This window comes from Enterobacter cloacae complex sp. ECL414, assembly GCF_021869685.1.
GTDB lineage: Bacteria > Pseudomonadota > Gammaproteobacteria > Enterobacterales > Enterobacteriaceae > Enterobacter > Enterobacter kobei.
Map to the genome: position 1 here is coordinate 2,155,414 of NZ_CP091481.1, position 25,887 is coordinate 2,181,300.

The following is a 25,887-nucleotide window of genomic DNA, read 5'->3' on the forward strand; positions in this document are numbered from 1 at the left end:
TGCTTAAACATCCCCGTGATTTCGGGTGACGGGTATGACCACACGATCAGGGTAGGAAAATGTAAATATTCTGTCTAATATATTAATTATCTCAAATGATACTTTAAAAATATGAATATCGAACTGCGTCATCTTCGCTACTTTGTCGCCGTTGCTGAGGAGCTGCATTTTGGCCGCGCGGCGGCACGGCTGAATATCTCTCAGCCCCCGTTAAGCCAGCAGATTCAAATCCTCGAACAGCAGGTGGGCGCGCGCCTTCTGGCCCGCACCAACCGCAGCGTGAGCCTGACGGCGGCGGGTAAGCAGTTTCTGACCGACAGCCGACAAATCCTGAGCATGGTTGATGACGCCGCCGCCCGTGCAGAGCGGCTTTACCTCGGAGAAGCCGGTGAGCTGCGAATCGGGTTTACGTCGTCCGCGCCCTTTATCAGCGCCGTCTCCCAGACGCTTTCCTCATTCCGCCGCCATTTCCCGGATGTGCATATTCAGACGTGCGAAATTAATACCCGCGAGCAAATTGCACCGCTGAATGAAGGCGCACTGGATTTGGGGTTGATGCGGAATACGCAGCTGCCGGACACGCTGGCGTGGCAGGTGATTCTGCATGAACCCCTGATGGCTATGATCCCCCTTGACCACCCGCTGGCCTCGCGTCCGGCGGTATCGCTGGCAGAGCTGGCAAAAGAACCCTTTGTCTTTTTTGATCCTCAGGTCGGAACGGGCCTGTATGACGACATTCTGGGACTGATGCGTCGCTACGATCTTGCTCCGGTTATCACCCAGGAGGTGGGCGAGGCGATGACCATTATTGGGCTGGTCGCCGCCGGACTGGGGGTCTCTATTCTTCCGGCCTCCTTTAAACGGGTACAACTGCGCGAAATGCGCTGGGTTCCCATCGCCGAAGAGGATGCCGTTTCCGAGATGTGGCTGGTCTGGTCAAAACATCGTGAACAGAGCCACGCCGCGCAGCGCTTCAAACAGCAGTTAATCAGCGCTTCAGGTGGGCAAAACCGGTAGGGAAAAGGGATAAAAATGTGCGGTAAATCACAGAGCTAAGTAAATATTTGACGACAGCTATGGAAGTGCTTCACCATAGCCCAAAGTTTATTTCGAAGCTCGAAAATAAGGGAGTACGAGGTGGTTGCTGATAGTCAGCCAGGGCACATTGATCAGATTAAGCAGACCAACGCTGGCGCGGTATACCGCCTGATTGATCAGCTTGGTCCGGTTTCGCGTATCGATCTTTCGCGCCTGGCACAGCTGGCACCTGCCAGTATCACCAAGATTGTCCGTGAAATGCTGGAAGCGCACCTGGTCCAGGAGACGGAAATTCAGGAGCCGGGCAGCCGTGGCCGTCCGGCGGTCGGGCTGGTGGTTGAGACGGAAGCATGGCATTACCTGTCACTGCGCATCAGTCGCGGGGAGATCTTCCTCGCGCTGCGCGATCTGAGCAGCAAACTGGTGGTGGAGGATCGGCTTGAGCTGCCGCTCAACGCGGAACAATCGCTCCTCGATGCCATTGTCTCCCATATCGATAACTTCTTTATCCGCCATCAGCAGCGGCTGGAACGCTTAACGGCAATCGCTATCACCATGCCGGGCATTATTGATACCGAAAACGGCATCGTGCACCGCATGCCGTTTTACGACGATGTCAAAGAGATGCCGCTGGGAGAGGTGCTGAAAAACCATACCGGCGTGCCGGTCTATATTCAGCATGACATCAGTGCCTGGACCATGGCGGAGGCCCTGTTTGGCGCGTCGCGCGGTGCGCGTGATGTGATTCAGGTGGTGATCGACCATAACGTTGGGGCGGGTGTCATCACCGACGGGCGTCTTCTTCACGCCGGGAGCAGCAGCCTGGTGGAAATCGGGCACACTCAGGTCGACCCGTACGGGAAGCGCTGCTACTGCGGGAACCATGGCTGCCTGGAGACCATTGCCAGTGTAGAAAGCGTGCTGGAGCTGGCGCAGGTCAGGCTCAGCCAGTCCATGAGCTCCTCGCTGCACGGACAACCCTTAACGGTCGATTCCCTCTGCGCCGCCGCGCGTCAGGGAGATTTGCTGGCGAAGGATATTATTACCGGGGTGGGGAACAACGTTGGCCGCATCCTGGCGATTATGGTGAACCTCTTTAACCCGCAAAAAATCCTGATTGGCTCCCCGCTCAGCCAGGCGGCGGAGATCCTCTTTCCGGCGATCTCGGCCTGTATCCATCAGCAGTCGCTTCCCGCCTACAGCAAGAATATTGTGGTGGAAAGCACCCAATTCTCTAACCAGGGCACCATGGCAGGTGCGGCGCTGGTCAAAGATGCCATGTATAACGGCTCGCTGCTTATCCGCCTGTTACAGGGTTAACTCTTTTCCGCAGATGTACGAAAAATTGCGCTATCTCAAGCCGGGTAGCGCACGCATCCCGTAGACTTCCTCCACTGAATTATTTACCTGGTTTATATTTTCGAAGCATACCCAAGAGGTGGAGTGAGTCATGCTTAAGCGTTTCTTTGTTACTGGTACAGATACCTCTGTCGGCAAGACCGTCGTATCCCGCGCATTGCTGCAGGCGCTTGCAGCAAGCGGTAAACGCGTGGCAGGGTACAAACCGGTCGCAAAAGGGAGTAAAGAGACGCCAGAGGGATTGCGTAATAAAGACGCCCTGGTGCTGCAAAGCGTCTCGTCGCTGGAACTGCCTTATCAGGCGGTCAATCCCATTGCCTTAAGCGAAGAGGAGAGCAGCGTGGCGCACAGCGGTCTGATTAATTATCCCCTGCTGTCCGACGGGCTGGCGAACCTGAGCGAGAAGGTTGATCACGTGGTGGTCGAAGGGACGGGCGGCTGGCGCAGCCTGATGAATGATTTGCGTCCGCTCTCTGAGTGGGTCGTCCAGGAACAGCTTCCGGTGGTGATGGTGGTGGGTATCCAGGAAGGGTGTATCAACCATGCGCTACTGACAGCGCAGGCGATTGCCAATGACGGCCTGCCGCTGGTGGGCTGGGTGGCAAACCGTATCAACCCGGGCCTGGCGCACTACGCGGAGATCATCGACGTGCTGAGCGCCAAACTGCCTGGGCCGCTGGTGGGTGAGCTGCCTTATCTGCCTCGTGCCGAGCAGCGCGAGTTAGCGCAGTACATCGATCTCTCTGCCCTCGGCGGCGTGTTGGCCGTAGATCGAGTCGTGGCGTAACGTCCGCGACAGCACGGACGCCACCACACAGGCGACCAGTAAACCGGGCAGTAAAACATACTGTCCGGTCATTTCACAGACCATCAGCGCCGACATAATGGGCGCATGCGTGGTCGCAGCAAGTAGCGTTGCCATTCCCGCCAGTCCCAGCAATATTGCCGTCTCAGAACCCGGTAACCACAGCGCGAAAAGCTGCGCAAACAGCATCCCCGTCGCCATGCCGACAAACAGCGTGGGCGTAAACACGCCGCCCGGTGCACCCGAACCGCTGCTGGCCAGTACCGCCAGCAATTTACAGATAAACACTCCGGCAATCACCGACAGCAGCGGCGGGGCGAGCAGAAAAGCCTGAACCACGCTGTAGCCATTCCCCCATACCTTCGGCGTGAGGAGGGACAGCAGCCCGACGATCAACCCCCCCAGCGCCAGCTGCCACGGCGGCGAAAGTTTGAGACGCAGAAACAGTCCGTGGCTAAACGTCATCAGCCACATCAACAGGGGCCCGCAAAGACCTGCCAGCAGACCCATGGCGACCAGCAGGGCATAATCTGTCGCGGTCAGTATCCCGCTCAGATGGACCTCATAGAGCGTGCTGGCGCCAGGTGCCAGCAGGCGTGTGGTCAGAAGCGCCACCACCGCCGCAATAACCACGGGGCCGAGTGAGGCCAGCATGAGCGTGCCAAACAGAATCTCTGCAATAAACAGGCTTCCGGCTAAGGGGGCATGATAAGCGCTGGACATCCCGGCCGCGGCACCACAGGCGATCCAGAGCTTCCATTCGGATTTGGGCGTAAAACGGCTAGCGAAAAAGGAGGCGGCGAGAGCGGCAAGCAGGATCATGGCCCCTTCGCGCCCGATGGCGCTTCCGCTGGCGACGACCAGCAGCGACGCCAGGGATTTTACAAGGCTGGCACCGTAATCAAACTGGCCGTCCCCGGTCTCCAGCGCCTCCATGTAATCGGTTGGCGCGTGAGGCCGCTGGGCGGTCAGTCGTTGCCATCCCCAGAGCAGTACCCCGGCGGCCAGCCCACCCAGCGCAGGCGTCAGCGCGCGCCGCCAGGACGAGAGCGATGCGGCGGCATTCACCAGGCTACCGCTGTCGTTGCTGAGAAGCAGCCACTCCAGCAGGTACATGCTGTGACGAAACACCGCAACGGCCAGCGCCGCCAGCACGCCGGTGACGGTGGCAATCAACAGTCGGCGAAACATCGCCCGGATGTCGGGGTAAGCATGAAGACGTTGCATGGGTCGCGATTACAGGGGAACGATACAATATTGTGGCGGGAAATCGCGGGGTTAGCAAAAGGTATGCGTGCGAAAGCGCCGGGCGAGGCCCGGCCAGAAGGGTTAACTGTCGCTATGAATATTCAGTGCCCGACGCGTACGCCCGGAACTCAGGTACTCGGCAATATAGTCCTGCGAAATCTCGCCGTTGTAACGCCCGTCCTCATCCACGATCGGCATCCAGCTGGTATTGCTTTCATACAGACGTGACAACACGACGCGCAGGTTGTCTTCCGCCTTGCCGGTCATGCGGAACGGATGCAGGATGTCGGCACAGGTACCGCTGGCGTTGCGCGCTTCGCGACGTTTCACAAAGCCGAGCGGTTTTCCGTGCTCGTCGACCACGGTAATTGCGCGAATATCATTGTCGTCCATCGTGGCAAAGGCTTCAGGAAGCGGCGTAGAGCTCCGCGCCGTAATGGTCGGCTGCTGGTCGGTGACGTCTCCTGCGGAGACCAACAGCAGCCGCTTCAGCGTCCTGTCCTGACCAACAAACGAGCCGACAAATTCGTTGGCCGGTTTTGCCAGCAGTTCATCCGGGCTGGCACACTGCACGATTTTCCCCTGACGGAAGACCGCGATTCGGTCGCCGAGCTTCAGGGCTTCATCAATATCGTGGCTGACCAGCATCACCGTTTTCTTCAGCTTGCGCTGCATCTCCAGGAACTGGTTCTGGATCACCTCGCGATTGATGGGGTCCACCGCGCCGAACGGTTCATCCATCAGCAGTACCGGAGGATCCGCCGCCAGGGCGCGGATGACGCCGATACGCTGCTGCTGGCCGCCGGACATCTCGCGCGGATAGCGGCTAAGAAACTTACGCGGATCCATTGCCACCATATCCATCAGCTCTTCGGCGCGGGTTTTGCAGCGCGCTTTATCCCAGCCCAGCATGCGCGGTACAACGGTGATGTTCTCTTCGATAGTCATGTTCGGGAACAGGCCAATCTGCTGGATCACGTAGCCAATATTGCGGCGCAGGGTCACCGTGTCCATCCCGCTGGTGTCTTCACCGTTAATGAGGATTGTTCCGCTGCTGGGTGTGATAAGGCGGTTAATCATCTTCAGGGTCGTGGTTTTCCCGCAGCCGGACGGGCCGAGCAGGACACACATTTCCCCTTCGGGGACGTTCAGGTTGACGTTATCGACGGCCTTAAAGGTCTGGCCATGCTTCTGTGAAAAGTGTTTGGTGAGGTTTTCCAGTTTTATCATTATCGAATCCCCTTTGGAGTCAGAACCACCTGCAAACGGTGCAGCAGCCAGTCGAGCACAATAGCTAAAAGACAAATCATCAGCGCGCCCGCAATCAACATGCGAATATCACTTCCGCCAATACCGTTGAGCAGCAGCAGGCCCAGGCCACCCGCGCCGATTACCGCGGCAATCGCCATCACGCCAATATTCATGACGACGGCGGTACGGATCCCACCGAAAATTACCGGCAGCGCCATCGGGATTTCCACCCAGCGCAGACGCTGCCAGAAGGTCATGCCGATGCCCCGTCCGGCTTCACGCAGCCCCGGCGGCAGGCTGTCGAGCGCCGTATGGGTGTTACGTACAATCGGCAGCAGCGAGTAGAGAAACACCGCCGTAATCGCGGGCAGGGCGCCGATACCCTGACCGATCAGCGAAAAGAGCGGGATCATCAGACCAAACAGGGCGATGGACGGAATGGTCAGCACGATGGTAGCGATGCCCAGTACCGGCGTTGCCAGCCATTTATGACGGACAATCAGAACGCCCAGCGGGACGCCGATGAGGATGGCTAAACCCACGGCCAGCGCCACCAGCCACAGGTGCTGCAGCGTCAGGGTTAACAGATAGTCCCAGTTATCCAGGATGTAGTGAACGGTATCCATAGCGCCTCCTACAGCAACTGTTTGCTACGCAGGAAATCACGGGCGACCTGCTGCGGTGACTGATGGTCGATATCCACCTTCTTGTTCAGCTCGGTGATAACGTCGTTGTTGAGCTGGGCGGAGAGGGCATTGAGTGCCTCTTCCAGACCCGGATTAGCCTCCAGCGTGTCTTTACGCACCACCGGAGTGACCGCATAGCTCGGGAAGAAGCCTTTATCATCTTCCAGCACCTTCAGGTCAAAGCCTTTCACGCGCCCGTCGGTGGTGTAAATCAGACCGGCGTCGACAAAGCCGTCACGCACCGCGTTATAGACCAGTCCCGGGTCCATCTGACGGATCTGCGGGCGGTCCAGCGTCATGTTATAGGCGGCCTGCAGCGGCTTCATGCCGTCGCTGCGCCCGGCAAATTCCAGGTCCAGGCCCAGCAGCCAGTTTTTGTCCGGGTTGGTTTTACGGATCTGCTCAATCTTCGCCACCATCTCTGACATGGTGTTGATATGTTCCGCCTCGGCGCGCTTGCGCTGCATGGCGAAAGCATAGGTATTGTTCATGTCAGCGGGCTTAAGCCATACCAGACCGTGCTTTGCGTCCAGGCGTTTCACCGTCTCGTAAGACTCCTGCGGCGACATGCGTTTGTTGATGTGGTTAAAGATGATTAATGACGTGCCGGTGTACTCCCAGGTCATATCGATCTGTTTGTTGATCATCGCGTTACGGGAAATCACCGTGGCGATATTGGTTTGCGGCTGTACATGGAATCCTTTCTTCTGTAAATACTGCACGGTCATTGCCGAGAGAATATGCTGCTCGGTAAAGCTTTTGGTTGCCAGGATCAGCGGGGCTGCCATTGCCTGGCTGGTGAAGAGCGCCGCGGCGCACAGCGCCGTCAGGCCGGAAAACAGTCTCATAAAAGCTCCTTGTTATTGTTATTGAGCGAGATGGGGGCTCATCACGCGACCCAGCGCCGCCAGCAGGGTGTCGAGGATCAGGGCGAACAGGGCGGTGGCCGCCGCGCCGAGGATCAGGGTCGGAAAATCGTTCAGGTAGATGCCGGGGAAAATCAGCTCACCGTAGCTGCTGGCACCAATCAGGAAGGCCAGCGGCGCGGTACCGACGTTGATGGCGGTGGCGATGCGGATCCCGGAGAGCATGACGGGCCAGGCGTTGGGCAATTCAACCTGACGCAGACGCTGCCATTTGGTCATCCCGATCCCGTTTGCGGCTTCCAGTAACGAGGCCGGAACGGAACACAGTCCCGCGTAGGTATTGCGCACAATGGGCAGCAGCGAGGCAAGAAACAGCGCGATGATGGCGGGCGTATCGCCGATGCCAATCACCACCATCGCCAGGGCCAGCACGGCCAGCGGTGGCAGCGTGTTACCCACGTTGAAAATTTGCATCACATATTCGGCGATACCCCGCGCGGCCGGGCGGCTCAGCAGGATACCGGCCGGAATACCGACCAGCAGGGCAAAAAACATCGACGAGAAAACCAGTATCATGTGCTGTTGCCCGAGATAAATCAGGTCAACCTGACGCGCCTTGATTGTCTCAAGTCCGATCCCCCAGATGAGAAGGGCAAGAACCATGATAATCGCGCCAACAAACAGCAGCGAACGTTTGAGTAATGGGTGCATTGCGGTGTGTCTCCCTGTGCGCATGCGTTATAGCAACCACCGGTTGCCTGTTGTTATGCCATGTTTCGGCAGGGGTAATTGACCTATAGCAAGCGTTTGGGAAGGGTTCCAGCGAAGGGGGAAAATCAGTAACCCTATGAAAAGCGTGACAACCTTAAGTCAGGCCTTATGGCGTAAGGCCTGAATATGGCGCAGGCAGAATAGTCCTAAAGCGCAGCCCATAAAGTGACAGGGTCACGTATCGCGATGTTCCTGTCACCCTGCCTGAGAGCTTTATCTGCTGAGTAGGGGGCGTACACGGCGAACACGCACTGAGATACTGATAATCGATACGGTCGCGACAACGGAGAGCATCAACCCGAGCGCCAGCATGGCGTTGAAGCCAACCCATCTGAAGAGCAGTAACCCGGCGATACCTCCGGTAATGAACGAGAAAAGGGTGGTTAAATGGGTTTTCAACTGACTTTTTTGTGCCGCGGTATCTTTGGAGTAATCTCTGCGAAGCATGGCAACCGTGACGGAGGCCAGGGAAATTCCCGCGTCCGTCAGCGTGCCGGTAATGTGCGTCGATCTCACCCGTCCGCCGGAAAGCTGTGTGGAGGTTGAATTATGAATGCCCATCAGACAGCACAGGAAAATAATAATCTCGCGGTTGCTGGTGAGCGCATGGAAATACATCTCGTAGAGAGATACGCCGGTTAATAATATCCCTTCGACAAAAAGGATTTGGCAAAAAACCAGCCTGACATTATGGATAATGCCCCATATCACGATAAGACGCGCAAGGATTGCACCCGCCACAAAGGAGAGAATAATCGAGCCAAAGAAAATGATATCGCTCAGATCGGTGGAGGAGACTTCGCTGGATAATTGTGAGGTGTTGCCGGTCATATGAGAGGGGAAAAAACCAAAGGCCCCAAGGGCGATGGCGTTGAGTAAACCTGCTGAGGTCGCCAGCCAGAGAGCAAGCCGGCGATCCTCCTGGTGCGTTCGTTCTTTCTTGAGTTTAATCAGCAAGAATACCTCCGGGGTGAGCTTTGCCTGAATAATCAGGCTAGCAAAGCGTGTCGACGGGCTGTCCAGGATATTGCTTAATTATTATTCCCTCTGGCGACGTTGAGGGTTTAGTAATTAAATAAAATATCCTTACGAAAAGTATTCCAAACTGAAACCTCACGCTACGCCGTTATTTTCATGAGGCGCTTTCGCGGAGGCGTGAAAGCATAAACGTCAACGCAGCCGCACAAAGCAGCACTATGCCGCTCAGGGCAAACGTGCTCTGCCAGCCGAGGCGATCAAACACCATACCGCCCGCCGTTGAACCCAGTGCAATGGCGAGCTGGATCACCGCGACCATTAACCCTCCGCCCGCTTCGGCATCCTCCGGTAGCGTTCGGGCGACCCACGCCCACCAGCCCGTCGGTGCTGCCGTCGCCAGCATTCCCCACAAGCCTGACAGCAGGGCAACAATCCACACGTTATGCCCGGTCAAAATCAACACGCCAGCGATGGCGGCCATCAGCAGTGGAATCGCTATTAACGTCAGGTAAAACGCCGCGTTCAGAACCAGAGTAACGAGAAGGGTGCCAACAAATCCGGCAATGCCGATGGCGAGCAAAATCAGCGATAGCCCGGAGGCGCTGACGTGCGTGACGGTCTCGAGAAATGGGCGCACATAGGTAAACAGCGCAAACTGTCCCATAAAGAACAGGCTGCAGGCTATCAGACCGACGGATACGACAGGCTGGCGAAATAGCCGAAAGACGCCTTCACCTGACGCACCGTTTTTACGCCCGCTCATATTTGGCAGGCTAACGTACTGCCACAGGAATGCGGCGATTGCCACGGGCACCAGACAAAGGAAGGCACCGCGCCAGCCAATGGTTGCACCCAGGTAGCTGCCTAGCGGGGCGGCCACGACCGTTGCCAGCGCGTTACCACCGTTGAAAATAGCCAGCGCGCGCGTGACCTGATGATGGGGAACCAGGCGAATAGCCGTTGCCGCCGACATGGACCAGAACCCGCCGATGGCGATACCGATCAGCGCGCGACCGGTCATATACGTCTGATAGTTCTGGGCGAAGGCAATAATGAGCCCCGAGAGCGCCATCAGTATCGTCATGCCCAGCAGAAGGTGTTTACGATTCATATTCCCGGCAAGCCAGGAGAGGAAGAGGCTGGTTAGTACCGCCAGCGCGCCGGAGATAGCAATGCCCTGGCCTGCAAGCCCCTCCGTCACGCCTAAATCTGCGGCAAGCGGGGTGAGCAGGCTCACGGGCATAAATTCCGAGGCAATCAGGACGAATACGCAAAGGGTCATGGCAAAAATGCCTCCCCAGTACGCATGTTCCTCATGCTGTGAAGTGGTGTGGTTTAATGTGGACATCGTCTGATTTCGCGAAGAGAGCCGCCCGTCGAAACGGGCAGCAGGGAGGTTTATTTCAGGCTGTTTTTAAAGAATTGTTCAAACTGAGCGAATGGGATCTTCCCGGCAGCATTGTCGTAGAGATCGACATGGTTGGCGCCCGGGACAATCACCAGTTCTTTCTGCTTGCTGCCGACCGCGTTAAACGCATCTTCGGCGAAATAACGGGAGTGCGCCTTTTCGCCGGTCACGATAAGCGTCGGGATAGCGATCTCTCCGGCATAGCTCAGCAGCGGCATGTTCATGAACGAGAGCGGCATAGTTGCCGTCCATGCGCCGGTTGAGTTGACGGAACGCGCGTGGAAGCCACGCGGCATGCGGTAGTAGTCATAAAACTCTTTCAGCACCGGATTCGGGTTGGCGGGCAAGGCTTCTGGCAAAATACGTTCTGATGCGGTCACTTTGCCGTTCTCGTCAACATAAATGTCATGGCCGCCCTGTGCAAAGGTGCCGTTCCCGGCATCCTTCCAGCGCTGTTCATTCAGGTACTGCAGCACAGCATGGCGATCTGCCGAAGAATAACGATCTTTGCCGTCGCCTACGCCGTGACCCATCGCCCGGCTCATGTCATACATTACGCTGGTGGCGACAGCTTTGATGCGCGTATCCATGGATGCCGCATTCAGCGCCATACCGCCCCAGCCGCAGATCCCAAGGATGCCAATGCTGTTACGGTCGACCTCTTTCTGCACGCCCAGGAAATCAACCGCGGCGCTAAAGTCTTCGGTGTTGACGTCCGGTGACGCGACGTTGCGCGGCTGACCGCCACTTTCGCCCGTCCAGGAAGGGTCGAACGCCAGGGTTACAAACCCTTTTTCCGCCAGGGTCTGCGCGTAGAGACCGCTGGACTGCTCTTTGACCGCGCCAAATGGCCCGCTGACGGCAATCGCTGCCAGCTTACGGTCGCCACGGTTTTTAGGAAGATAGAGATCGCCTACCAGGTTAATACCGTAACGGTTCTGGAAGGAGACCTTACGGTGGTCAACACGGTCACTTTTGGCAAAGGTTTTGTCCCAGGTTGTGACCATCGAGACGGGGGCGTTAGGATTGGTGGCTTCTGCATAACTCATGGTTGTCACTCCACTTAATGATGCGCATAGCAGCATCGCAACAGACAGTTTTTGGGTGAATGTTTTCATGTATCGATACCCTGCGGTGTTGTGTTGCGGCCATTATAGTTAGCAGAATGAGTGCTGATTAGAGGCCATAATCTGCTAGAATTAATATCAAATTGTTATGAATTGCGGGACGTAATGGCGAAGCGAGAAAACTACAATGAGCTGTATCTGTTTATGCAGGTGGTGCGGGAGGGGAGTTTCACCGCGGCTGCGCAGCGGCTTGGGCTGGCGCAATCCGGGGTGAGCCGCTCGGTTCGCGAGCTGGAGGAGCGGTTGGGCGTCCAGCTTCTCGTTCGCACCACGCGTAAGCTGTCGTTAACCCACGCCGGAGAGCAGCTCTATCAGACAGCCGAATCCGCGTTCGATGCACTTGATTCGGGTCTGGCGACCCTCGCACATTATCGTCAGACACCGTCCGGCACGGTGCGCATTAACGCCAGTCAGCACGCCATCGACAAATGCCTGCTGCCAAAGCTCGCCATTTTTAAACAGCGTTACCCGGATATCAGGCTGGAACTCATAAATGAAAGCCGCTTCGTCGACATCATCACCGAGCGGTTTGATGCGGGTGTCAGGCTGGGAGCTGAGGTCAGTCAGGGAATGATTGCGGTGCGCATCACGCCCGATATGGAAATGGCCGTAGTGGCTGCACCGGGGCACTTCAGGCGTTATGGTTTTCCCCAGACGCCAGCTGATTTAGTGGCGCATCCCTGTATTGCCTATCAGTTTGCTGATGGAAGTGATTATCAGTGGGAACTGGTCGAGGACGGGAAAAAAATCACCCATCGGCCAGAAGGGCAGTGGGCCTTGTCAGACAGCTATATGGAAGCCCAAGCCGCCCGTCTTGGGCTTGGGCTGGCTTATGTTCCGCTTGAGCTGGTGGCTGATGATCTTGAAAAAGGAACGCTTATCCGCGTATTGCAGCGCTATAGCCTGCGCATGGACGGGCTGTATCTTTATTATCCGCACCGCAACGTGTCGCCGGCTTTGAGGGCCGTTATTGATACGCTGAAAATGTAATTTCTGTGAACGTGTTTTTTCTTCGACATGTGAACTGCAGGCCCCTGCTTGCTTAAGTCAGGAAAAAAACTTAGGCTAACGTCAAGATCTGCTTGCTCAACAAAGGCTTAAAAATGGAAAAAATAATCCCGGAATATACGGCTGTTGATTTATCCCGTTGGGCAAGAAAGGAGCATTTTGAGGTATTTCAGGGGTTTGCTCAATCGACGTTTAACCAGACGGTGTTGGTCGATATTACCGTGCTGCTAAGCCATATTAAAAACGTTGGCTGGAAGTTTTATCCGACGATTATTTTTCTCGTTGCTAAAGTCGTTAACCGTCACCCAGAATTCCGTATGGCCATGAAGGACAATGAGCTTGTCATATGGAATGAAATTCATCCAAATTATACGATTTTCCATAATGAAACAGAGACCTTTTCATCATTATGGAGCCATTACGATGGCGATATACAGCACTTTCAGAAAACCTATTCTGAAGACATGGCTCGCTATGGCGATAATCTTGCGTATTGGCCAAAAGAAGAATCCAAGGAAAATATCTTTTTTATATCCGGCATTCCGTGGGTAAGTTTTACGAGCTTTAGCGTTAGCGTGGCTAATATGAAAAACTTTTTTGCCCCTATGTTTACGCTTGGAAAATATTACGAGCAAGAGGGCAGGGTATTATTACCTCTCGCCGTTCAGGTACATCATTCTGTCTGCGATGGTTTCCATGTGGCAAGGTTTTTTAATGAGTTACAAGAGGTCTGCGATGCGTTACCACAGCAGACCGGGCAACAGGAATGATGATGTGGCCATCAGGCCGCTTTAACCGCCCTGATTTTTTTACTGTCAGCTGCACCTGACTCGGTTTTGTCGTCAGCAGGGGTATCAAGAGCCGGGAGCTTACTGGTTCGCAAAATATGCTGCACGGCATCTTTCTGCTCGGCGAGATACAGGCCAAGATCTTCAGCCTGCGTTTCATCCATCTGCATTCCGCTTTGCAAAAGCCAGTCGGTAAACGCCTCTGCCATATCAAGCAGTTTGTCGTGAGCGTCAGCCTCTTTCTTACTGGCAAATGTCATTTTCTCTTCACCTTTTCTTACGACAACATATTTTGTTTCAACAGCCATCACGCACCTCTCATACTGTATTTATGTACAGTATAGCAGAGGCCGGAAAAAGTTGCAGCAAAATGTGCGTTACGTGTGCGCCTGCTGGGTTTCACGGCAGGCCACACTGCGCCGCCATGCGCCTGGAGCCTGGCCATATTGCCGTTTAAAACTGCGGTTGAAGGATTGCTGAGAGTCAAAACCCAACGCGATCGCCACGTTCAGAATCGGTTCGTCGCTGTGGGTTAAGCGCTCAACGGATTTTTGCAGCTTTTGCGCGCGAATGTACCCGGCGAGAGGGTAGCCCGTATGTTCTTTAAACAGTCGCTGAAGGTGCCATTTCGAATAGCCGGAGCGCCTGGCGACGGACTCAATATCCAGACGGCTATCAAGGTTGTTGTCGATCCAGTCGAGTAAATCATGCATAAATGCGCCCGTGTTCATCGGGTTACCTCCACGCAGCCTGTTAAATGGTATCTTTATCTGTTGCATTTAAAGGTGGCGCGTTTTTGCAGCAATTGCAAGTTTTATTGTTGCATTTAAATCCTTACCTGAAACGGGCCTTTTTAACATCCGACCGAATAGCACATAAAGTGCAACAATTATTCTTGCACTTAGTTAAGCGCCTTCCTACAATCGCCGCGAATAGTGTATTCGCAACTGTTACAGTTTTGTGGCGATGAACGACACAAATGGCCTTAAGCCAGCCCGGACAAAGGAAGTGGCGCGGTGCCTCCTGCCGCGTCTTGCCCGGCGGCTACAATTACCGGAATAAAAATAATGAGCCTGCAAAAAACCTGGGGAAACGACCCTCTGCATGCGCTGGGAGCGATATTGCTCTCCCTGTTGCTTGTCGGATGTGATAACAGCGTCGCGCAAAATGCTGCACCCCCTGCGCCCGCCGTCAATGCTGCTGATGTGGTTGTGAAATCCATTAGTCAGTGGGATAGCTTTAACGGCCGGATCGAAGCCGTGGAGAGCGTTCAGCTTCGCCCCCGCGTCTCTGGCTATATCGACAAAGTGAATTTCACCGACGGCCAGGAGGTGAAAAAGGGTGAGGTGCTGTTCACGATTGATGACAGAACCTATCGTGCCGCGCTGGAGCAGGCGCAGGCGACGCTGGAGAGAGCCAAAACGCAGGCCAGCCTGGCACGAAGCGAGGCTAACCGTACCGATAAACTCATCAATACCAACCTGGTATCCCGTGAAGAGTGGGAGCAGCGCCGTGCGGCCGCCATTCAGGCGCAGGCCGATATTCGCGCCGCGCAGGCTGCGGTAGACGCCGCTCAGCTTAACCTCGATTTCACGAAAGTAACGGCACCGATTGATGGCCGCGCCAGCCGCGCGTTGATCACCAGCGGTAATCTGGTCACGGCGGGCGACAGCGCCAGCGTGCTGACAACGCTGGTCTCGCAGAAGACGGTGTACGTCTACTTTGACGTGGATGAGTCAACCTACCTCCACTATCAAAACCTCGCCCGCAGCGGGCAGGGGGCGTCCAGCAATCACACTGCACTACCGGTTGAAATTGGCCTGGCGGGTGAGGAAGGGTATCCCCATCAGGGCAAAGTGGATTTCCTGGATAATCAGCTGGCGCCGAGTACCGGTACGATCCGTATGCGCGCGCTGCTGGATAACGCGCAGCGTCAGTTCACACCGGGCCTCTTCGCTCGCGTTCGCCTGCCGGGCAGCGCTGAATTCCAGGCCACGCTTATTGACGACAAAGCGGTGCTGACCGATCAGGATCGCAAATATGTTTATATCGTGGATAAAGAGGGCAAAGCACAGCGACGCGATATTACGCCAGGGCGCCTGGCGGACGGCTTACGCATCGTGCAGCAGGGGCTGAAACCCGGCGATAAAGTCATCGTCGATGGTTTACAAAAAGTGTTTATGCCGGGTATGCCGGTTAACGCGAAAACCGTCGCCATGACCGCCAGCACCGCCCTCAACTGATCATCTGACCTGAGAATCCTACCCATGGACTTTTCCCGCTTTTTTATCGACAGGCCGATTTTCGCTGCCGTCCTGTCGATTCTGATTTTTATCACAGGATTAATCGCCATCCCGCTGTTGCCGGTGAGCGAATACCCTGATGTCGTACCGCCAAGCGTGCAGGTGCGCGCGGAGTACCCGGGCGCCAACCCGAAAGTGATTGCTGAGACCGTGGCGACGCCGCTGGAAGAGGCGATCAACGGCGTTGAGAACATGATGTACATGAAATCCGTCGCGGGTTCTGATGGCGTGCTGGTGACGACCGTCACTTTCCGTCCGGGAACCGACCCGGATCAGGCGCAGGTTCAGGTACAAAACCGCGTGGCGCAGGCCGAGGCGCGTCTGCCGGAGGATGTGCGCCGTCTGGGCATCACGACGCAGAAACAGTCTCCTACGCTGACCCTGGTGGTGCATCTATTTTCGCCTGGCGGTAAATATGACTCTCTGTATATGCGCAACTACGCCACGCTGAAAGTGAAGGACGAACTGGCGCGTCTGCCCGGTGTCGGCCAGATCCAGATTTTTGGCTCAGGCGAATACGCGATGCGCGTCTGGCTGGATCCCAATAAAGTAGCGGCGCGCGGGCTGACCGCCTCGGATGTCGTCACGGCGATGCAGGAGCAAAACGTGCAGGTGTCGGCCGGGCAGCTGGGCGCCGAGCCGCTGCCGAAGGAGAGCGATTTCCTGATCTCCATTAACGCCCAGGGGCGTCTGCATACCGAAGAAGAGTTTGGCAATATCATTCTCAAAACGTCTCAGGACGGGTCGCTGGTACGCCTGCGCGACGTGGCGCGTATTGAAATGGGATCGGGCAGCTATGCGTTGCGTTCGCAGCTTAACAATAAAGACGCGGTCGGGATCGGTATCTTCCAGTCTCCTGGTGCAAACGCCATCGATCTGTCTAACGCGGTGCGCGCTAAAATGGCGGAACTGTCCACCCGTTTCCCGGAAGATATGAAGTGGGCGGCACCTTACGATCCGACGGTATTCGTGCGCGATTCCATCCGTGCGGTGGTGCAAACGCTGCTGGAAGCGGTAGTGCTGGTCGTGCTGGTAGTGATCCTCTTCCTGCAAACCTGGCGTGCGTCGATCATTCCGCTGATCGCGGTGCCGGTTTCGGTCGTGGGGACGTTCAGCGTTCTCTACCTGCTGGGCTTTTCGCTTAATACCCTGAGTTTGTTCGGGCTGGTATTGGCTATCGGTATCGTGGTGGATGATGCCATCGTGGTGGTGGAAAACGTCGAGCGAAATATCGAAGAGGGGCTTGCTCCGCTTGCGGCGGCGCATCAGGCGATGCGTGAAGTGTCCGGGCCGATTATCGCGATTGCGCTGGTATTGTGCGCGGTGTTTGTGCCGATGGCGTTCCTTTCCGGCGTCACCGGCCAGTTCTACAAACAGTTTGCGGTAACGATTGCCATTTCGACGGTGATCTCCGCTATCAACTCGCTGACGCTCTCGCCAGCGCTGGCTGCTCTGCTGTTAAAACCGCACGGCGCACCGAAAGATTTCCCGACCCGGCTTATCGATCGTCTGTTCGGCTGGATTTTCCGACCGTTTAACCGCTTTTTCCATCGTAGCTCGACTGGCTATCAGGGGCTGGTGGGTAAAACGCTCGGCCGACGTGGCGCGGTGTTTGTGGTGTATCTGCTGCTGCTGTGTGCCGCAGGCGTCATGTTTAAAGCGGTTCCCGGTGGCTTTATTCCGACACAGGATAAGCTGTACCTGATTGGTGGCGTGAAAATGCCCGAAGGCTCGTCGCTGGCGCGTACTGATGCGGTGATCCGCAAAATGAGCGAAATCGGGATGAATACCGAAGGCGTGGACTATGCGGTTGCTTTCCCGGGGCTGAATGCGCTGCAGTTCACCAATACGCCGAACACCGGAACGGTCTTCTTTGGCCTGAAGCCGTTCGACCAGCGTAAACACAGTGCTGCGGAAATTAACGCTGAAATCAACGCCAAAATTGCGCAAATCCAGCAGGGCTTTGGCTTCTCCATTCTGCCGCCGCCGATTTTGGGGCTGGGGCAGGGGTCGGGTTATTCCCTGTACATTCAGGATCGTGCCGGTCTTGGCTATGGCGCATTGCAGAACGCGGTGAATACCATGTCCGGTGCGATTATGCAGACGCCGGGGATGCATTTCCCGATCTCGACCTACCAGGCCAACGTTCCACAGCTGGACGTGCAGGTTGACCGTGACAAGGCGAAAGCGCAGGGCGTGTCGCTGACCGATCTGTTCGGTACGCTGCAAACCTATCTGGGCTCGTCTTATGTGAATGACTTCAACCAGTTCGGGCGTACCTGGCGTGTAATGGCGCAGGCCGACGGACCGTACCGCGAGAGCGTGGAGGATATTGCGAACTTACGTACCCGTAATAACCAGGGTGAAATGGTGCCGATTGGCAGTATGGTTAAGATCAGCACCACCTACGGGCCGGATCCGGTGATCCGCTACAATGGCTACCCGGCGGCTGACCTGATTGGCGATGCCGACCCGCGCGTACTCTCGTCCGCCCAGGCGATGACGCAGCTGGAAGGTATGTCTAAGCAGATATTGCCGAACGGAATGAATATTGAATGGACGGATCTGAGCTTCCAGCAGGCGACACAAGGTAATACGGCGCTGATCGTCTTCCCGGTCGCGGTGCTGCTGGCCTTCCTGGTGCTGGCGGCACTGTATGAAAGCTGGACGCTGCCGCTGGCGGTGATCCTTATCGTGCCGATGACAATGTTGTCCGCGCTGTTTGGCGTCTGGCTGACCGGTGGCGATAACAATGTGTTCGTGCAGGTAGGGCTGGTGGTACTGATGGGGCTGGCGTGTAAAAACGCGATTCTTATTGTGGAGTTTGCCCGCGAGCTGGAAATTCAGGGCAAAGGTATCATGGAAGCCGCGCTGGAGGCCTGCCGCCTGCGTTTACGCCCGATTGTGATGACCTCCATTGCCTTCATCGCCGGAACCATTCCGCTGATCCTTGGCCACGGCGCAGGCGCAGAAGTGCGCGGTGTCACCGGGATTACGGTCTTCTCCGGGATGCTGGGCGTCACGTTGTTTGGTCTGTTCCTGACGCCGGTGTTTTACGTGACGCTGCGTAAATTCGTTACGCGCGGTAAAGAGGAAAGGGAGGTTCTGCCTGCATAGGGATGTTGCAGAAAACAAAAAAGCGCCTTCACAGTAAGGCGCTTTTTTTTCACATCAGATCAACCGTTAAAACGTTTCTTTATACTGGGCCATAAGCTCAGGTACCGGATCGCAGCCGCTGCTATCGGCTTTTTTGACCTCTTCCAGCGCGCTTGCCACGGTGTGTCGGGCTAATACCGCCAGCGAAGCCTGCTCAGCTTCTTCGGATACCGATTTAAAGTACCAGCAGGCGTTAGCGCTGACCACACAGCGAGCCGGTACGTCAGGACGCGACGCCCACAGCTTTTTATCTTCAGTGACCGAAAGGTAGATGTCACGCAGGGTGATCTCTTCCGGCGGGCGCCCAAGATGAATGGAGCCGTTGCGGCCAAGCGTGGAGACGATAATTCCGTCACGCGTAAGGGGAACCATCAATTTGCGGATAAAGCTCGGGTTGGCTTCCAGGCCGTAGGCCAGAACGCCACTCGTCGAACGTTTACCTAATTGCTCCGCCATCGCTACGCTGAGGACCATCTGCAAAGCTGTCGGGAAGCGGTAATCTAACATTTCTCTGTCCTGGGTCGCGGTGAATCTTGTTCTTTTTGGCACCGCAGAGGTGAATAAGCAATAAACAACAATATAACAAATAGGGTAATTTTTTTGAAGCAATCTGCGGCATTTGCGATCAAACACCCTGTTCTGGTTTAGCTAAACGTGCGGTTCGGGAAGGCAACGCCATTTTTCCTCTCTAAATGTGTTTTATAAGGAACTGAGAGACATCCCTCAATGCGGAGCATTTGAAAACCAGAACCTCCCTGAAAAGTGTGCCAACATCTCCTGGGTAAGATCAATGTCCGGAGAATAACGTGTTCGGGAAACTGTTGTTAAACTACATGCCAGGGTTACAAAATTTGTTAGCCTACGATAAAAGCTGGCTAAAACAGGATGTTAAAGCCGGGTTATCCGTTGCGGCTGTCGCGCTACCCGTTGCGATTGCTTATGCAGAGCTGGCGGGCGTTGGGGCAATCGTAGGGCTCTATTCCTGCGTTTTACCAATGATCGCGTATGCACTGTTTGGTTCTTCACGTCAGCTTATTGTTGGCCCTGATGCCACAACCTGCGCGGTGATTGCGGCCGTCGTATTTCCGCTTTCTGCGGGAAATCCCGAACTGCACTGGCAGCTGACAATCGTCATGACATTGATGATGGGCGGGTGGTGCCTGCTTGCCAGTAAATTTCGCCTGGGCGCACTTGCCGATCTGCTTTCTCATCCTATTCTTACGGGTTTGCTTAATGGCGTCGCTGTGACGATCATTGTCGGGCAATTAGGCAAGGTTTTAGGGATAACGCTGGATGAGGCGCAGGTTATTGAGAAAATCATGGCCTTGCCAGGCCGACTTTCAGACAGCCATTTATTAACCGTCGGGGTATCACTTCTGACGTTAGGTATTTTAATGGCTATCAAGACGTATCGCAGCCAGTGGCCAGCGCCGTTGATTGCCATAGTGATGACCACGTTACTGGTGTGGGGGACATCCGCGCAGCAGTATGGCATTGCCACTATTGGGGGGGATGGCTTCCAGTCTGGGTTACCCGTCGTTAACTGGGGGGCGTTCCAGCCAGGTCCGATGCGTGATTTAGTGATCCCGGCGCTGAACCTGGCTTTGGTCAGTTTTGTCAGTCTGATGCTGACCGCCCGCAGTTTCGCCGCGAAAAATGGCTATGAAATTAATGCTGATGCCGAGTTTCGGGCTCTGGGTATTGCGAACATTATGTCTGGGTTATCTCAGGGATTTGCTATCAGTGGTGCCGATTCCCGGACCGCGGTGAATGATTCAGTGGGGGGGAAAAGCCAGCTGGTTTCTATCGTCGCCGCCTTACTCATCGGTATCGTCGTGGTCTTTTTCACTCAGCCATTACAATTTATTCCGGTTTCTGCATTAGGTATTGTTCTAATGTATGCGTCCTGGTCATTGATTGATTTACGTGGTTTATGGAATCTGAGGCGGAGAAATAAACAGGCATTCCGGCTGGCCTTTTTCACATTTGGCTGTGTGTTAATTATCGGCGTTATCCAGGGGATCGGCCTTGCGGTGTTGCTTGGCCTGCTACAGTTCCTGCGTACCGTGTTTCGCCCCTCGGAGCACCTGCTGGGAACTGACGAAAATGGAATGATTCACTCACTAGGAAATACAACCGATATCAAAATGGTTCCCGGCGTGCTGATGTATCGATTTAACTCACCGTTGACCTATTTTAATGTGGCCTATTTTAAACGTCGGGTATTAAATTTAGTTGATGGTGCAGCTTTACAACCTAAATGGGTGGTCATTGATGCCGTTGCTTGTTTCACCTACTCAGACATAAGCGTTCTGGCAACCATTAATGAGCTTAAGCGTGACCTGAGAGGTCGACAGATTACGTTAATTCTTGCGGGCAGGAAAACGGAGTTAACGCGCTGGTTTAAAGAGAGTCGGCCAACAATGAATGACGATGACATGATTCTGGCACCAGACCTGTATCTGGCACTTCGGTTCATACAAAGTAAAGAGAGCGTGAGTGAATCAGGTGGAGAGGTTTAAACCCAAACCTGGCTTGCCCGCCAACCGCGAGCAAGCCACATCCCTTAGCGATACAGCGTCTTTTCCGCAACAGGGATAACCAGCGCGGATCGCCAGTCCGCCAGCGTCAGCTGCGCAAGCCTGCCCAGCGCGGTGTAAAACGGATGACCCGCATTGTCGACAAATACCGACAGGAAGCGGGTACTCCACGGCAGCAGGTGCCACGCCAGGAGCTGGTCGCACTCCGAATCGCGGCCATTCTCAATCAGCCACGCCGCCAGCAGCAGCAGGGTACCGAAATGATCTTCCGGTTCGTTCTGCTGCATCTCAAAAGCGATGCCGTTTTCACGCATCCACTGGCGCAGCGCAAGGGTTGAGTCACCAAACAGCACGGATTCGCGATCCAGCCAGACGGAACCCCACGGCGGCGCGGGCAGGGCATAAGGGCCAATAAACAACCGTTGCCAGGCGTCCGTCAGCGGCTCATCGGAAGACGTGGCAAAGGTATCGGCAACGGGCTGCAGCGTTTCCGGAGACAGGGGCCAGTCCTGAACCCATTCGCCAGCGATAAGAGCCTGTACCAGGGGCGCAGTCTGCTCGCTGTCAGGAGCGAAATAAAACAGCGCGCCCAGCACCCGGGCGCTGAACGCGAACGATTCACGCTGTAAGACGTCTTTCATTAAACCTTCCTTGCTTGCGCGGGGCACGCCCGCGCGACTGTGTTAATCAGTAATACATACCATAGAATAAATCACGGCCATCCGTTTCACCCCTTATACCTTCTCAATCTGTACCAGGTTGGTGTGCTGCGGGTTGCCCTTGGCCAGCGGAGACGGGCGATGGGTCGTCAGGGTGTTGATGCAGGAGCCGTGGTCGATACGATCGCCATTCATATTGGCGTTATGCCAGGCGCCCTGGCCCATGGCACTCACGCCGGGCATGATGCGAGGAGTGACTTTCGCTTCAATTCTCACCTCACCGCGATCGTTAAACACGCGCACCGTATCGCCGTTCTTAATGCCGCGTTTTTCGGCATCGAGAGGATTAAGCCAGACCTCCTGGCGGCAGGCCGCTTTCAGCACGTCAACGTTACCGTAGCTAGAGTGGGTACGGGCTTTGAAATGGAAGCCAAACAGCTGCAGAGGATACTGCGCGCGCGCGGGGGCATCCCAACCGTCAAATGTTGAGGCATAGACGGGAAGAGGGCTGATAGTTTCGTCTTTTGCCAGTTCCCAGGTCGCTGCAATTTCAGCCAGCTTACTCGAGTAAATTTCAATCTTACCCGATGGCGTTTTCAGCGGATTGGCTTCCGGGTTTTCGCGGAACTTTTTATACGCCACAAAGTGTCCGTTCGGATCTTTGCGCTTATAAATGCCCATTTTCTTCAGCTCATCATAGGACGGCAGTTGAGGGTCTTTTTCGAGCATTTTGGCATACAGATACTGCAGCCATTGCGCTTGCGTCCGTCCTTCGGTGAATTTCTGATGGATATCCGGCCCAAGACGTTTCGCCACTTCACTCATGATCCAGTAGATGGGCTTGCGTTCAAACTTCGGTGCGGTGACGGGCTGGAGGAAAATCAGGTAGCCCATGTTCCCGGCGTAATCGTTAGGAATAATATCTTCCTGCTCGACGGTCATTAAATCCGGCAACACGATATCGGCATACTTCGCTGACGACGTCATGAAATTATCGATGACGACAATCATTTCGCACTTGCTCTCATCCTGCAGGATATCGTGGGTTTTATTGATATCGGAGTGCTGGTTGATGATGGTATTACCCGCGTAGTTCCAGATGAACTTAATCGGCACATCCAGCTTATCTTTACCGCGCACCCCGTCGCGCAGGGCAGTCATTTCCGGTCCGCGGGCGATGGCGTCCGTCCAGCTAAAACAGGAGATCTGCGTTTTGACCGGGTTTTCCGGCAGCGGCATCCGTTCGATGGTGATGGTATACGTCGACTCACGCGCGCCGCTGTTACCGCCGTTTATCCCTACGTTGCCGGTCAGGATCGGCAGCATCGCGATGGCGCGGGACGTCAATTCGCCGTTCGCCTGACGCTGTGGACCCCAGCCCTGGCAGATATAGGCTGGCTTCGCAGAACCGATTTCCCGGGCAAGCTTAACGATACGATCGGCCGGTATGCCCGTAATGCGCGAGGCCCACTCCGGGGTTTTCGCCGTTCCGTCATCGCCCTGGCCGAGAATATACGCTTTGCGCGAGGCCCACTCCGGGGTTTTCGCCGTTCCGTCATCGCCCTGGCCGAGAATATACGCTTTGTAGTGCGCGTTAGCCGGCGCGCCTTCCGGCAGCGTTTTTTCGTCGTAGCCGACGCAGTACTTGTCGAGGAAAGGCTGGTCGACCAGATTTTCGTTAATCATTACCCATGCCAGACCGGCCACCAGCGCGGCATCGGTCCCTGGACGAATCGGGATCCATTCATCTTCACGTCCGGCTGCCGTGTCGGTATAGCGCGGATCGATGACAATCATACGCGCGTTGGACCGCTCGCGAGCCTGCTCAAGATAATAGGTAATCCCGCCCCCGCTCATGCGCGTTTCCGCCGGGTTGTTGCCGAACATCACCACCAGTTTGGTGTTTTCGATATCCGAGGTGCTGTTACCGTCATTGCTGCCGTAGGTGTAAGGCATTGCGCAGGCGATTTGCGCCGTGCTGTAGGTGCCGTAGTGGCTCAGGAAACCGCCGTAGCAGTTCATCAGGCGCGCCACCAGCGACGCGTAAGGGGAGGAGCGGGTGATATTGCCGCCGACAATCCCGGAGGAGTAGTTGATGTACACCGCTTCATTGCCATATCTGGCGACCACGTCTTTCAGGCTGGCGGTGATGGTGTTGAGCGCTTCATCCCAGCTGATACGCTCGAACTTGCCTTCACCGCGTTTGCCCACGCGCTTCATCGGGTAGTTCAGACAGTCAGGGTGGTTGATGCGACGGCGAATAGAACGTCCGCGCAGGCAGGCGCGAACCTGGTGATTGCCGTAGATATCCTCGCCGGTGTTATCCGTTTCGACCCAGTACACCTCATCGTCGCGGACGTGCAGACGCAATGCGCAGCGGCTGCCACAGTTAACCGAGCAGGCGCCCCAGACGACTTTATCGTCAGCAGGTTTCGTGGCGCTTTGCACTGCGGCGGCAACGCGTTTCACGCCAAAAGGCAATGAGACGCTACCGGCGGCGAACGCCAGCGATCCTATCGCCGTAGATTTCACGAGTGTTCGACGGCTAATCCCGCCGTGATGTTCGATATCGGACATGGCTCACCCCACCAATGTAATTGCGTATTATTTTTCCCGAAATGATAACCGGGCTAATGGTGGGGTGAGTGTTACTGATTTAGGGGTAGTAAATATTAATCCTTATCAAATCAAAGGGGATTGAGGGGAAATTACTGCGGTTCAGTTGGCGCATTATCCTGACTGGCGGACGCCGCTCCGCTCCCGGTGCGGGTGTACAGAATTTTAAAGGTGTCGTTGGCACAATGGCCTACCACCTGTGCGTCCGGCTGATCGGCCTGATCGTTCGGCACAATGTTCAGCGTGAACCCTGACTCGGGCACGCCGTTGTTGATGATCTTCTGCTGAATATCGCTTTTCACGCGTTCGCAGGAATCGGGTGCCGCCAGGGCGGCTGTTGAAGCACTCATTAACAGCAGGGCGGTAATCCAGGGTAACCGTTTCATCTGTCGCTCCTTTTCTCTGTGTGTAGACATTAATTTTAGCAGGCTTCGTGTAAACAACTGTATTTGCTAATATGATTGGGAATAATCTCTCTGTACGGTAATCAATGTGAAGAAATATGCAGCGATAACGCTCCTGGCAGCCACTCTCGTGGGGTGTGACAACAACTCCGCACCACTGTCGTTTACGCCGGAGATGGCGAGTTTCTCGAACGAATTTGATTTTGACCCCCTGCGCGGCCCGGTTAAAGACTTTACCCAGACGCTGTTCAACGAGAAGGGCGAAGTGTCTAAACGGGTGACGGGCACCGTGTCGACAGAAGGGTGTTTCGATACGCTGGAACTGCACGACCTGGAGGCCAACACCGGCGTGGCGCTGGTGCTGGATGCGAATTACTACGTTGATGCCGAAACCCAGCAGCGCAAAGTGAAGCTGCAGGGGAAATGCCAGCTGGCCGAACTGCCGTCAGCCGGGGTGACGTGGGATACCGACGATAACGGTTTCGTGGTGGCGGCGCACGGCAAAGAGATGGAAGTGAAGTACCGCTACGATGCCGATGGTTACCCGTTGGGCAAAACTACCGTCTCCGGGGATCAGCATCTGTCTGTCCAGTCGACACCGTCTAAAGATGTACGCAAAAGGATGGATTACTCGGCAGTGAGTTTGTTAAACGACAAGCCGCTGGGTAACGTGAAGCAGAGCTGCGACTACGATCGACACAACAATCCGGTGAGCTGCGATCTGATCATCACCGATGACAGCGTCAAGCCCGCCGTTGAGCGCAAGTACACCATCAAAAACACGATTGAATACTACTGAGCAATGTATTGATATTATTCCACAATGTAGGCCGGGTAAGCGCAGCGCCACCCGGCAAGAAAGACGGCGCAATTGTT

General features: G+C 55.4%; 23 protein-coding genes. 9 read left to right on the forward strand and 14 right to left on the reverse strand.

From position 1 onward, the window contains the following. The first annotated feature begins 111 nt into the window (after nucleotides 1–111). From ynfL to bioD, 3 genes are all read left to right on the forward strand, one after another. A complete protein-coding gene (gene ynfL / locus L3068_RS10350) occupies nucleotides 112–1,017 on the forward strand; it encodes a multidrug efflux transcriptional activator YnfL/SxtR(Kp) (protein WP_023330286.1) in 906 nt (301 codons plus the stop codon). A gap of 120 nt (nucleotides 1,018–1,137) precedes the next feature. Continuing rightward, entirely contained in the window at nucleotides 1,138–2,358 is a 1,221-nt protein-coding gene (gene mlc / locus L3068_RS10355; protein WP_023337218.1) for a sugar metabolism global transcriptional regulator Mlc, read from the forward strand. 130 nt (nucleotides 2,359–2,488) lie between these two features. Then, on the forward strand, nucleotides 2,489–3,184 hold the full coding sequence (gene bioD / locus L3068_RS10360; protein ID WP_014883635.1) for a dethiobiotin synthase: 696 nt from the start codon (nucleotides 2,489–2,491) through the stop codon (nucleotides 3,182–3,184). On the opposite strand, the gene clcB is transcribed toward bioD, so the two are convergent. The 8 genes from clcB to L3068_RS10400 form a co-directional block, all read right to left on the reverse strand. Then, a complete protein-coding gene (gene clcB / locus L3068_RS10365; RefSeq protein WP_117581854.1) occupies nucleotides 3,119–4,429 on the reverse strand; it encodes a voltage-gated ClC-type chloride channel ClcB in 1,311 nt (436 codons plus the stop codon). The genes bioD and clcB overlap by 66 nt on opposite strands. Before the next feature lie 102 nt (nucleotides 4,430–4,531). Continuing rightward, nucleotides 4,532–5,680 (reverse strand): osmoprotectant ABC transporter ATP-binding protein OsmV, encoded by a 1,149-nt coding sequence (osmV, locus tag L3068_RS10370; protein WP_014883637.1) that lies wholly within the window; start codon nucleotides 5,678–5,680, stop codon nucleotides 4,532–4,534. Next, nucleotides 5,680–6,327, reverse strand: coding sequence for an osmoprotectant ABC transporter permease OsmW (gene osmW / locus L3068_RS10375; protein WP_014883638.1), 648 nt, complete (start codon nucleotides 6,325–6,327; stop codon nucleotides 5,680–5,682). Before osmW ends, osmV begins: the two co-directional genes overlap by 1 nt. Nucleotides 6,328–6,335: 8 nt before the next feature. Then, a complete protein-coding gene (gene osmX / locus L3068_RS10380) occupies nucleotides 6,336–7,235 on the reverse strand; it encodes an osmoprotectant ABC transporter substrate-binding protein OsmX (RefSeq protein WP_117581852.1) in 900 nt (299 codons plus the stop codon). A gap of 18 nt (nucleotides 7,236–7,253) precedes the next feature. Next, the gene (osmY, locus tag L3068_RS10385) at nucleotides 7,254–7,964 is read right to left on the reverse strand and encodes an osmoprotectant ABC transporter permease OsmY (RefSeq protein WP_063861673.1); all 711 of its coding nucleotides are present in this window, start codon (nucleotides 7,962–7,964) and stop codon (nucleotides 7,254–7,256) included. Between the two features lie 273 nt (nucleotides 7,965–8,237). After that, nucleotides 8,238–8,981: a YoaK family protein gene (locus tag L3068_RS10390; RefSeq protein ID WP_014883641.1), complete on the reverse strand. Its 744-nt coding sequence runs from the start codon at nucleotides 8,979–8,981 to the stop codon at nucleotides 8,238–8,240. Between the two features lie 175 nt (nucleotides 8,982–9,156). Beyond that, entirely contained in the window at nucleotides 9,157–10,350 is a 1,194-nt protein-coding gene (locus tag L3068_RS10395) for an MFS transporter (RefSeq protein WP_117581850.1), read from the reverse strand. A gap of 50 nt (nucleotides 10,351–10,400) precedes the next feature. Then, complete coding sequence (locus tag L3068_RS10400) at nucleotides 10,401–11,528, reverse strand: alpha/beta hydrolase (RefSeq protein WP_117581847.1); 1,128 nt, start codon at nucleotides 11,526–11,528, stop codon at nucleotides 10,401–10,403. A 114-nt stretch (nucleotides 11,529–11,642) separates the two neighbouring features. On the opposite strand from L3068_RS10400, the gene L3068_RS10405 reads away from it, so the two are divergent. Continuing rightward, nucleotides 11,643–12,527 (forward strand): LysR family transcriptional regulator, encoded by an 885-nt coding sequence (locus L3068_RS10405; protein ID WP_032636721.1) that lies wholly within the window; start codon nucleotides 11,643–11,645, stop codon nucleotides 12,525–12,527. Between the two features lie 113 nt (nucleotides 12,528–12,640). Further along, entirely contained in the window at nucleotides 12,641–13,315 is a 675-nt protein-coding gene (gene catA, locus L3068_RS10410) for a type A chloramphenicol O-acetyltransferase (protein WP_117581845.1), read from the forward strand. Between the two features lie 11 nt (nucleotides 13,316–13,326). Here catA and L3068_RS10415 read toward each other — a convergent pair whose 3' ends face one another. Next, entirely contained in the window at nucleotides 13,327–13,641 is a 315-nt protein-coding gene (locus L3068_RS10415; protein ID WP_014883646.1) for a YebG family protein, read from the reverse strand. A 69-nt stretch (nucleotides 13,642–13,710) separates the two neighbouring features. Continuing rightward, on the reverse strand, nucleotides 13,711–14,064 hold the full coding sequence (locus L3068_RS10420) for a helix-turn-helix domain-containing protein (protein ID WP_014883647.1): 354 nt from the start codon (nucleotides 14,062–14,064) through the stop codon (nucleotides 13,711–13,713). A 336-nt stretch (nucleotides 14,065–14,400) separates the two neighbouring features. Here L3068_RS10420 and oqxA point away from each other — a divergent pair, with 336 nt between their 5' ends. Both oqxA and oqxB read left to right on the forward strand, forming a co-directional pair. Then, nucleotides 14,401–15,576, forward strand: coding sequence for a multidrug efflux RND transporter periplasmic adaptor subunit OqxA (oqxA, locus tag L3068_RS10425; RefSeq protein ID WP_117581844.1), 1,176 nt, complete (start codon nucleotides 14,401–14,403; stop codon nucleotides 15,574–15,576). 24 nt (nucleotides 15,577–15,600) lie between these two features. Continuing rightward, nucleotides 15,601–18,753: a multidrug efflux RND transporter permease subunit OqxB gene (gene oqxB / locus L3068_RS10430; protein ID WP_014883649.1), complete on the forward strand. Its 3,153-nt coding sequence runs from the start codon at nucleotides 15,601–15,603 to the stop codon at nucleotides 18,751–18,753. Nucleotides 18,754–18,819: 66 nt separating this feature from the next. On the opposite strand, the gene oqxR is transcribed toward oqxB, so the two are convergent. Then, a complete protein-coding gene (gene oqxR, locus L3068_RS10435) occupies nucleotides 18,820–19,299 on the reverse strand; it encodes an efflux pump transcriptional repressor OqxR (protein ID WP_023330297.1) in 480 nt (159 codons plus the stop codon). A gap of 299 nt (nucleotides 19,300–19,598) precedes the next feature. Here oqxR and L3068_RS10440 point away from each other — a divergent pair, with 299 nt between their 5' ends. Continuing rightward, nucleotides 19,599–21,314 carry a SulP family inorganic anion transporter gene (locus tag L3068_RS10440; protein ID WP_117581842.1) on the forward strand — a complete coding sequence of 572 codons (1,716 nt, stop codon included), beginning with the start codon at nucleotides 19,599–19,601 and terminating at the stop codon, nucleotides 21,312–21,314. A 44-nt stretch (nucleotides 21,315–21,358) separates the two neighbouring features. Here the strand turns inward: L3068_RS10440 and dmsD are convergent, their stop codons facing one another. The 3 genes from dmsD to L3068_RS10455 all read right to left on the reverse strand — a co-directional run bounded on the left by dmsD (nucleotide 21,359) and on the right by L3068_RS10455 (nucleotide 24,993). After that, complete coding sequence (dmsD, locus tag L3068_RS10445; protein ID WP_014883669.1) at nucleotides 21,359–21,973, reverse strand: Tat proofreading chaperone DmsD; 615 nt, start codon at nucleotides 21,971–21,973, stop codon at nucleotides 21,359–21,361. 93 nt (nucleotides 21,974–22,066) lie between these two features. Continuing rightward, the gene (locus tag L3068_RS10450) at nucleotides 22,067–24,568 is read right to left on the reverse strand and encodes a DmsA/YnfE/YnfF family dimethyl sulfoxide reductase (RefSeq protein WP_117581840.1); all 2,502 of its coding nucleotides are present in this window, start codon (nucleotides 24,566–24,568) and stop codon (nucleotides 22,067–22,069) included. A gap of 131 nt (nucleotides 24,569–24,699) precedes the next feature. After that, on the reverse strand, nucleotides 24,700–24,993 hold the full coding sequence (locus tag L3068_RS10455) for a DUF1161 domain-containing protein (protein WP_023330302.1): 294 nt from the start codon (nucleotides 24,991–24,993) through the stop codon (nucleotides 24,700–24,702). 106 nt (nucleotides 24,994–25,099) lie between these two features. On the opposite strand from L3068_RS10455, the gene L3068_RS10460 reads away from it, so the two are divergent. After that, nucleotides 25,100–25,810: a YnfC family lipoprotein gene (locus L3068_RS10460; RefSeq protein ID WP_045282053.1), complete on the forward strand. Its 711-nt coding sequence runs from the start codon at nucleotides 25,100–25,102 to the stop codon at nucleotides 25,808–25,810. Nucleotides 25,811–25,887: the final 77 nt, after the last annotated feature.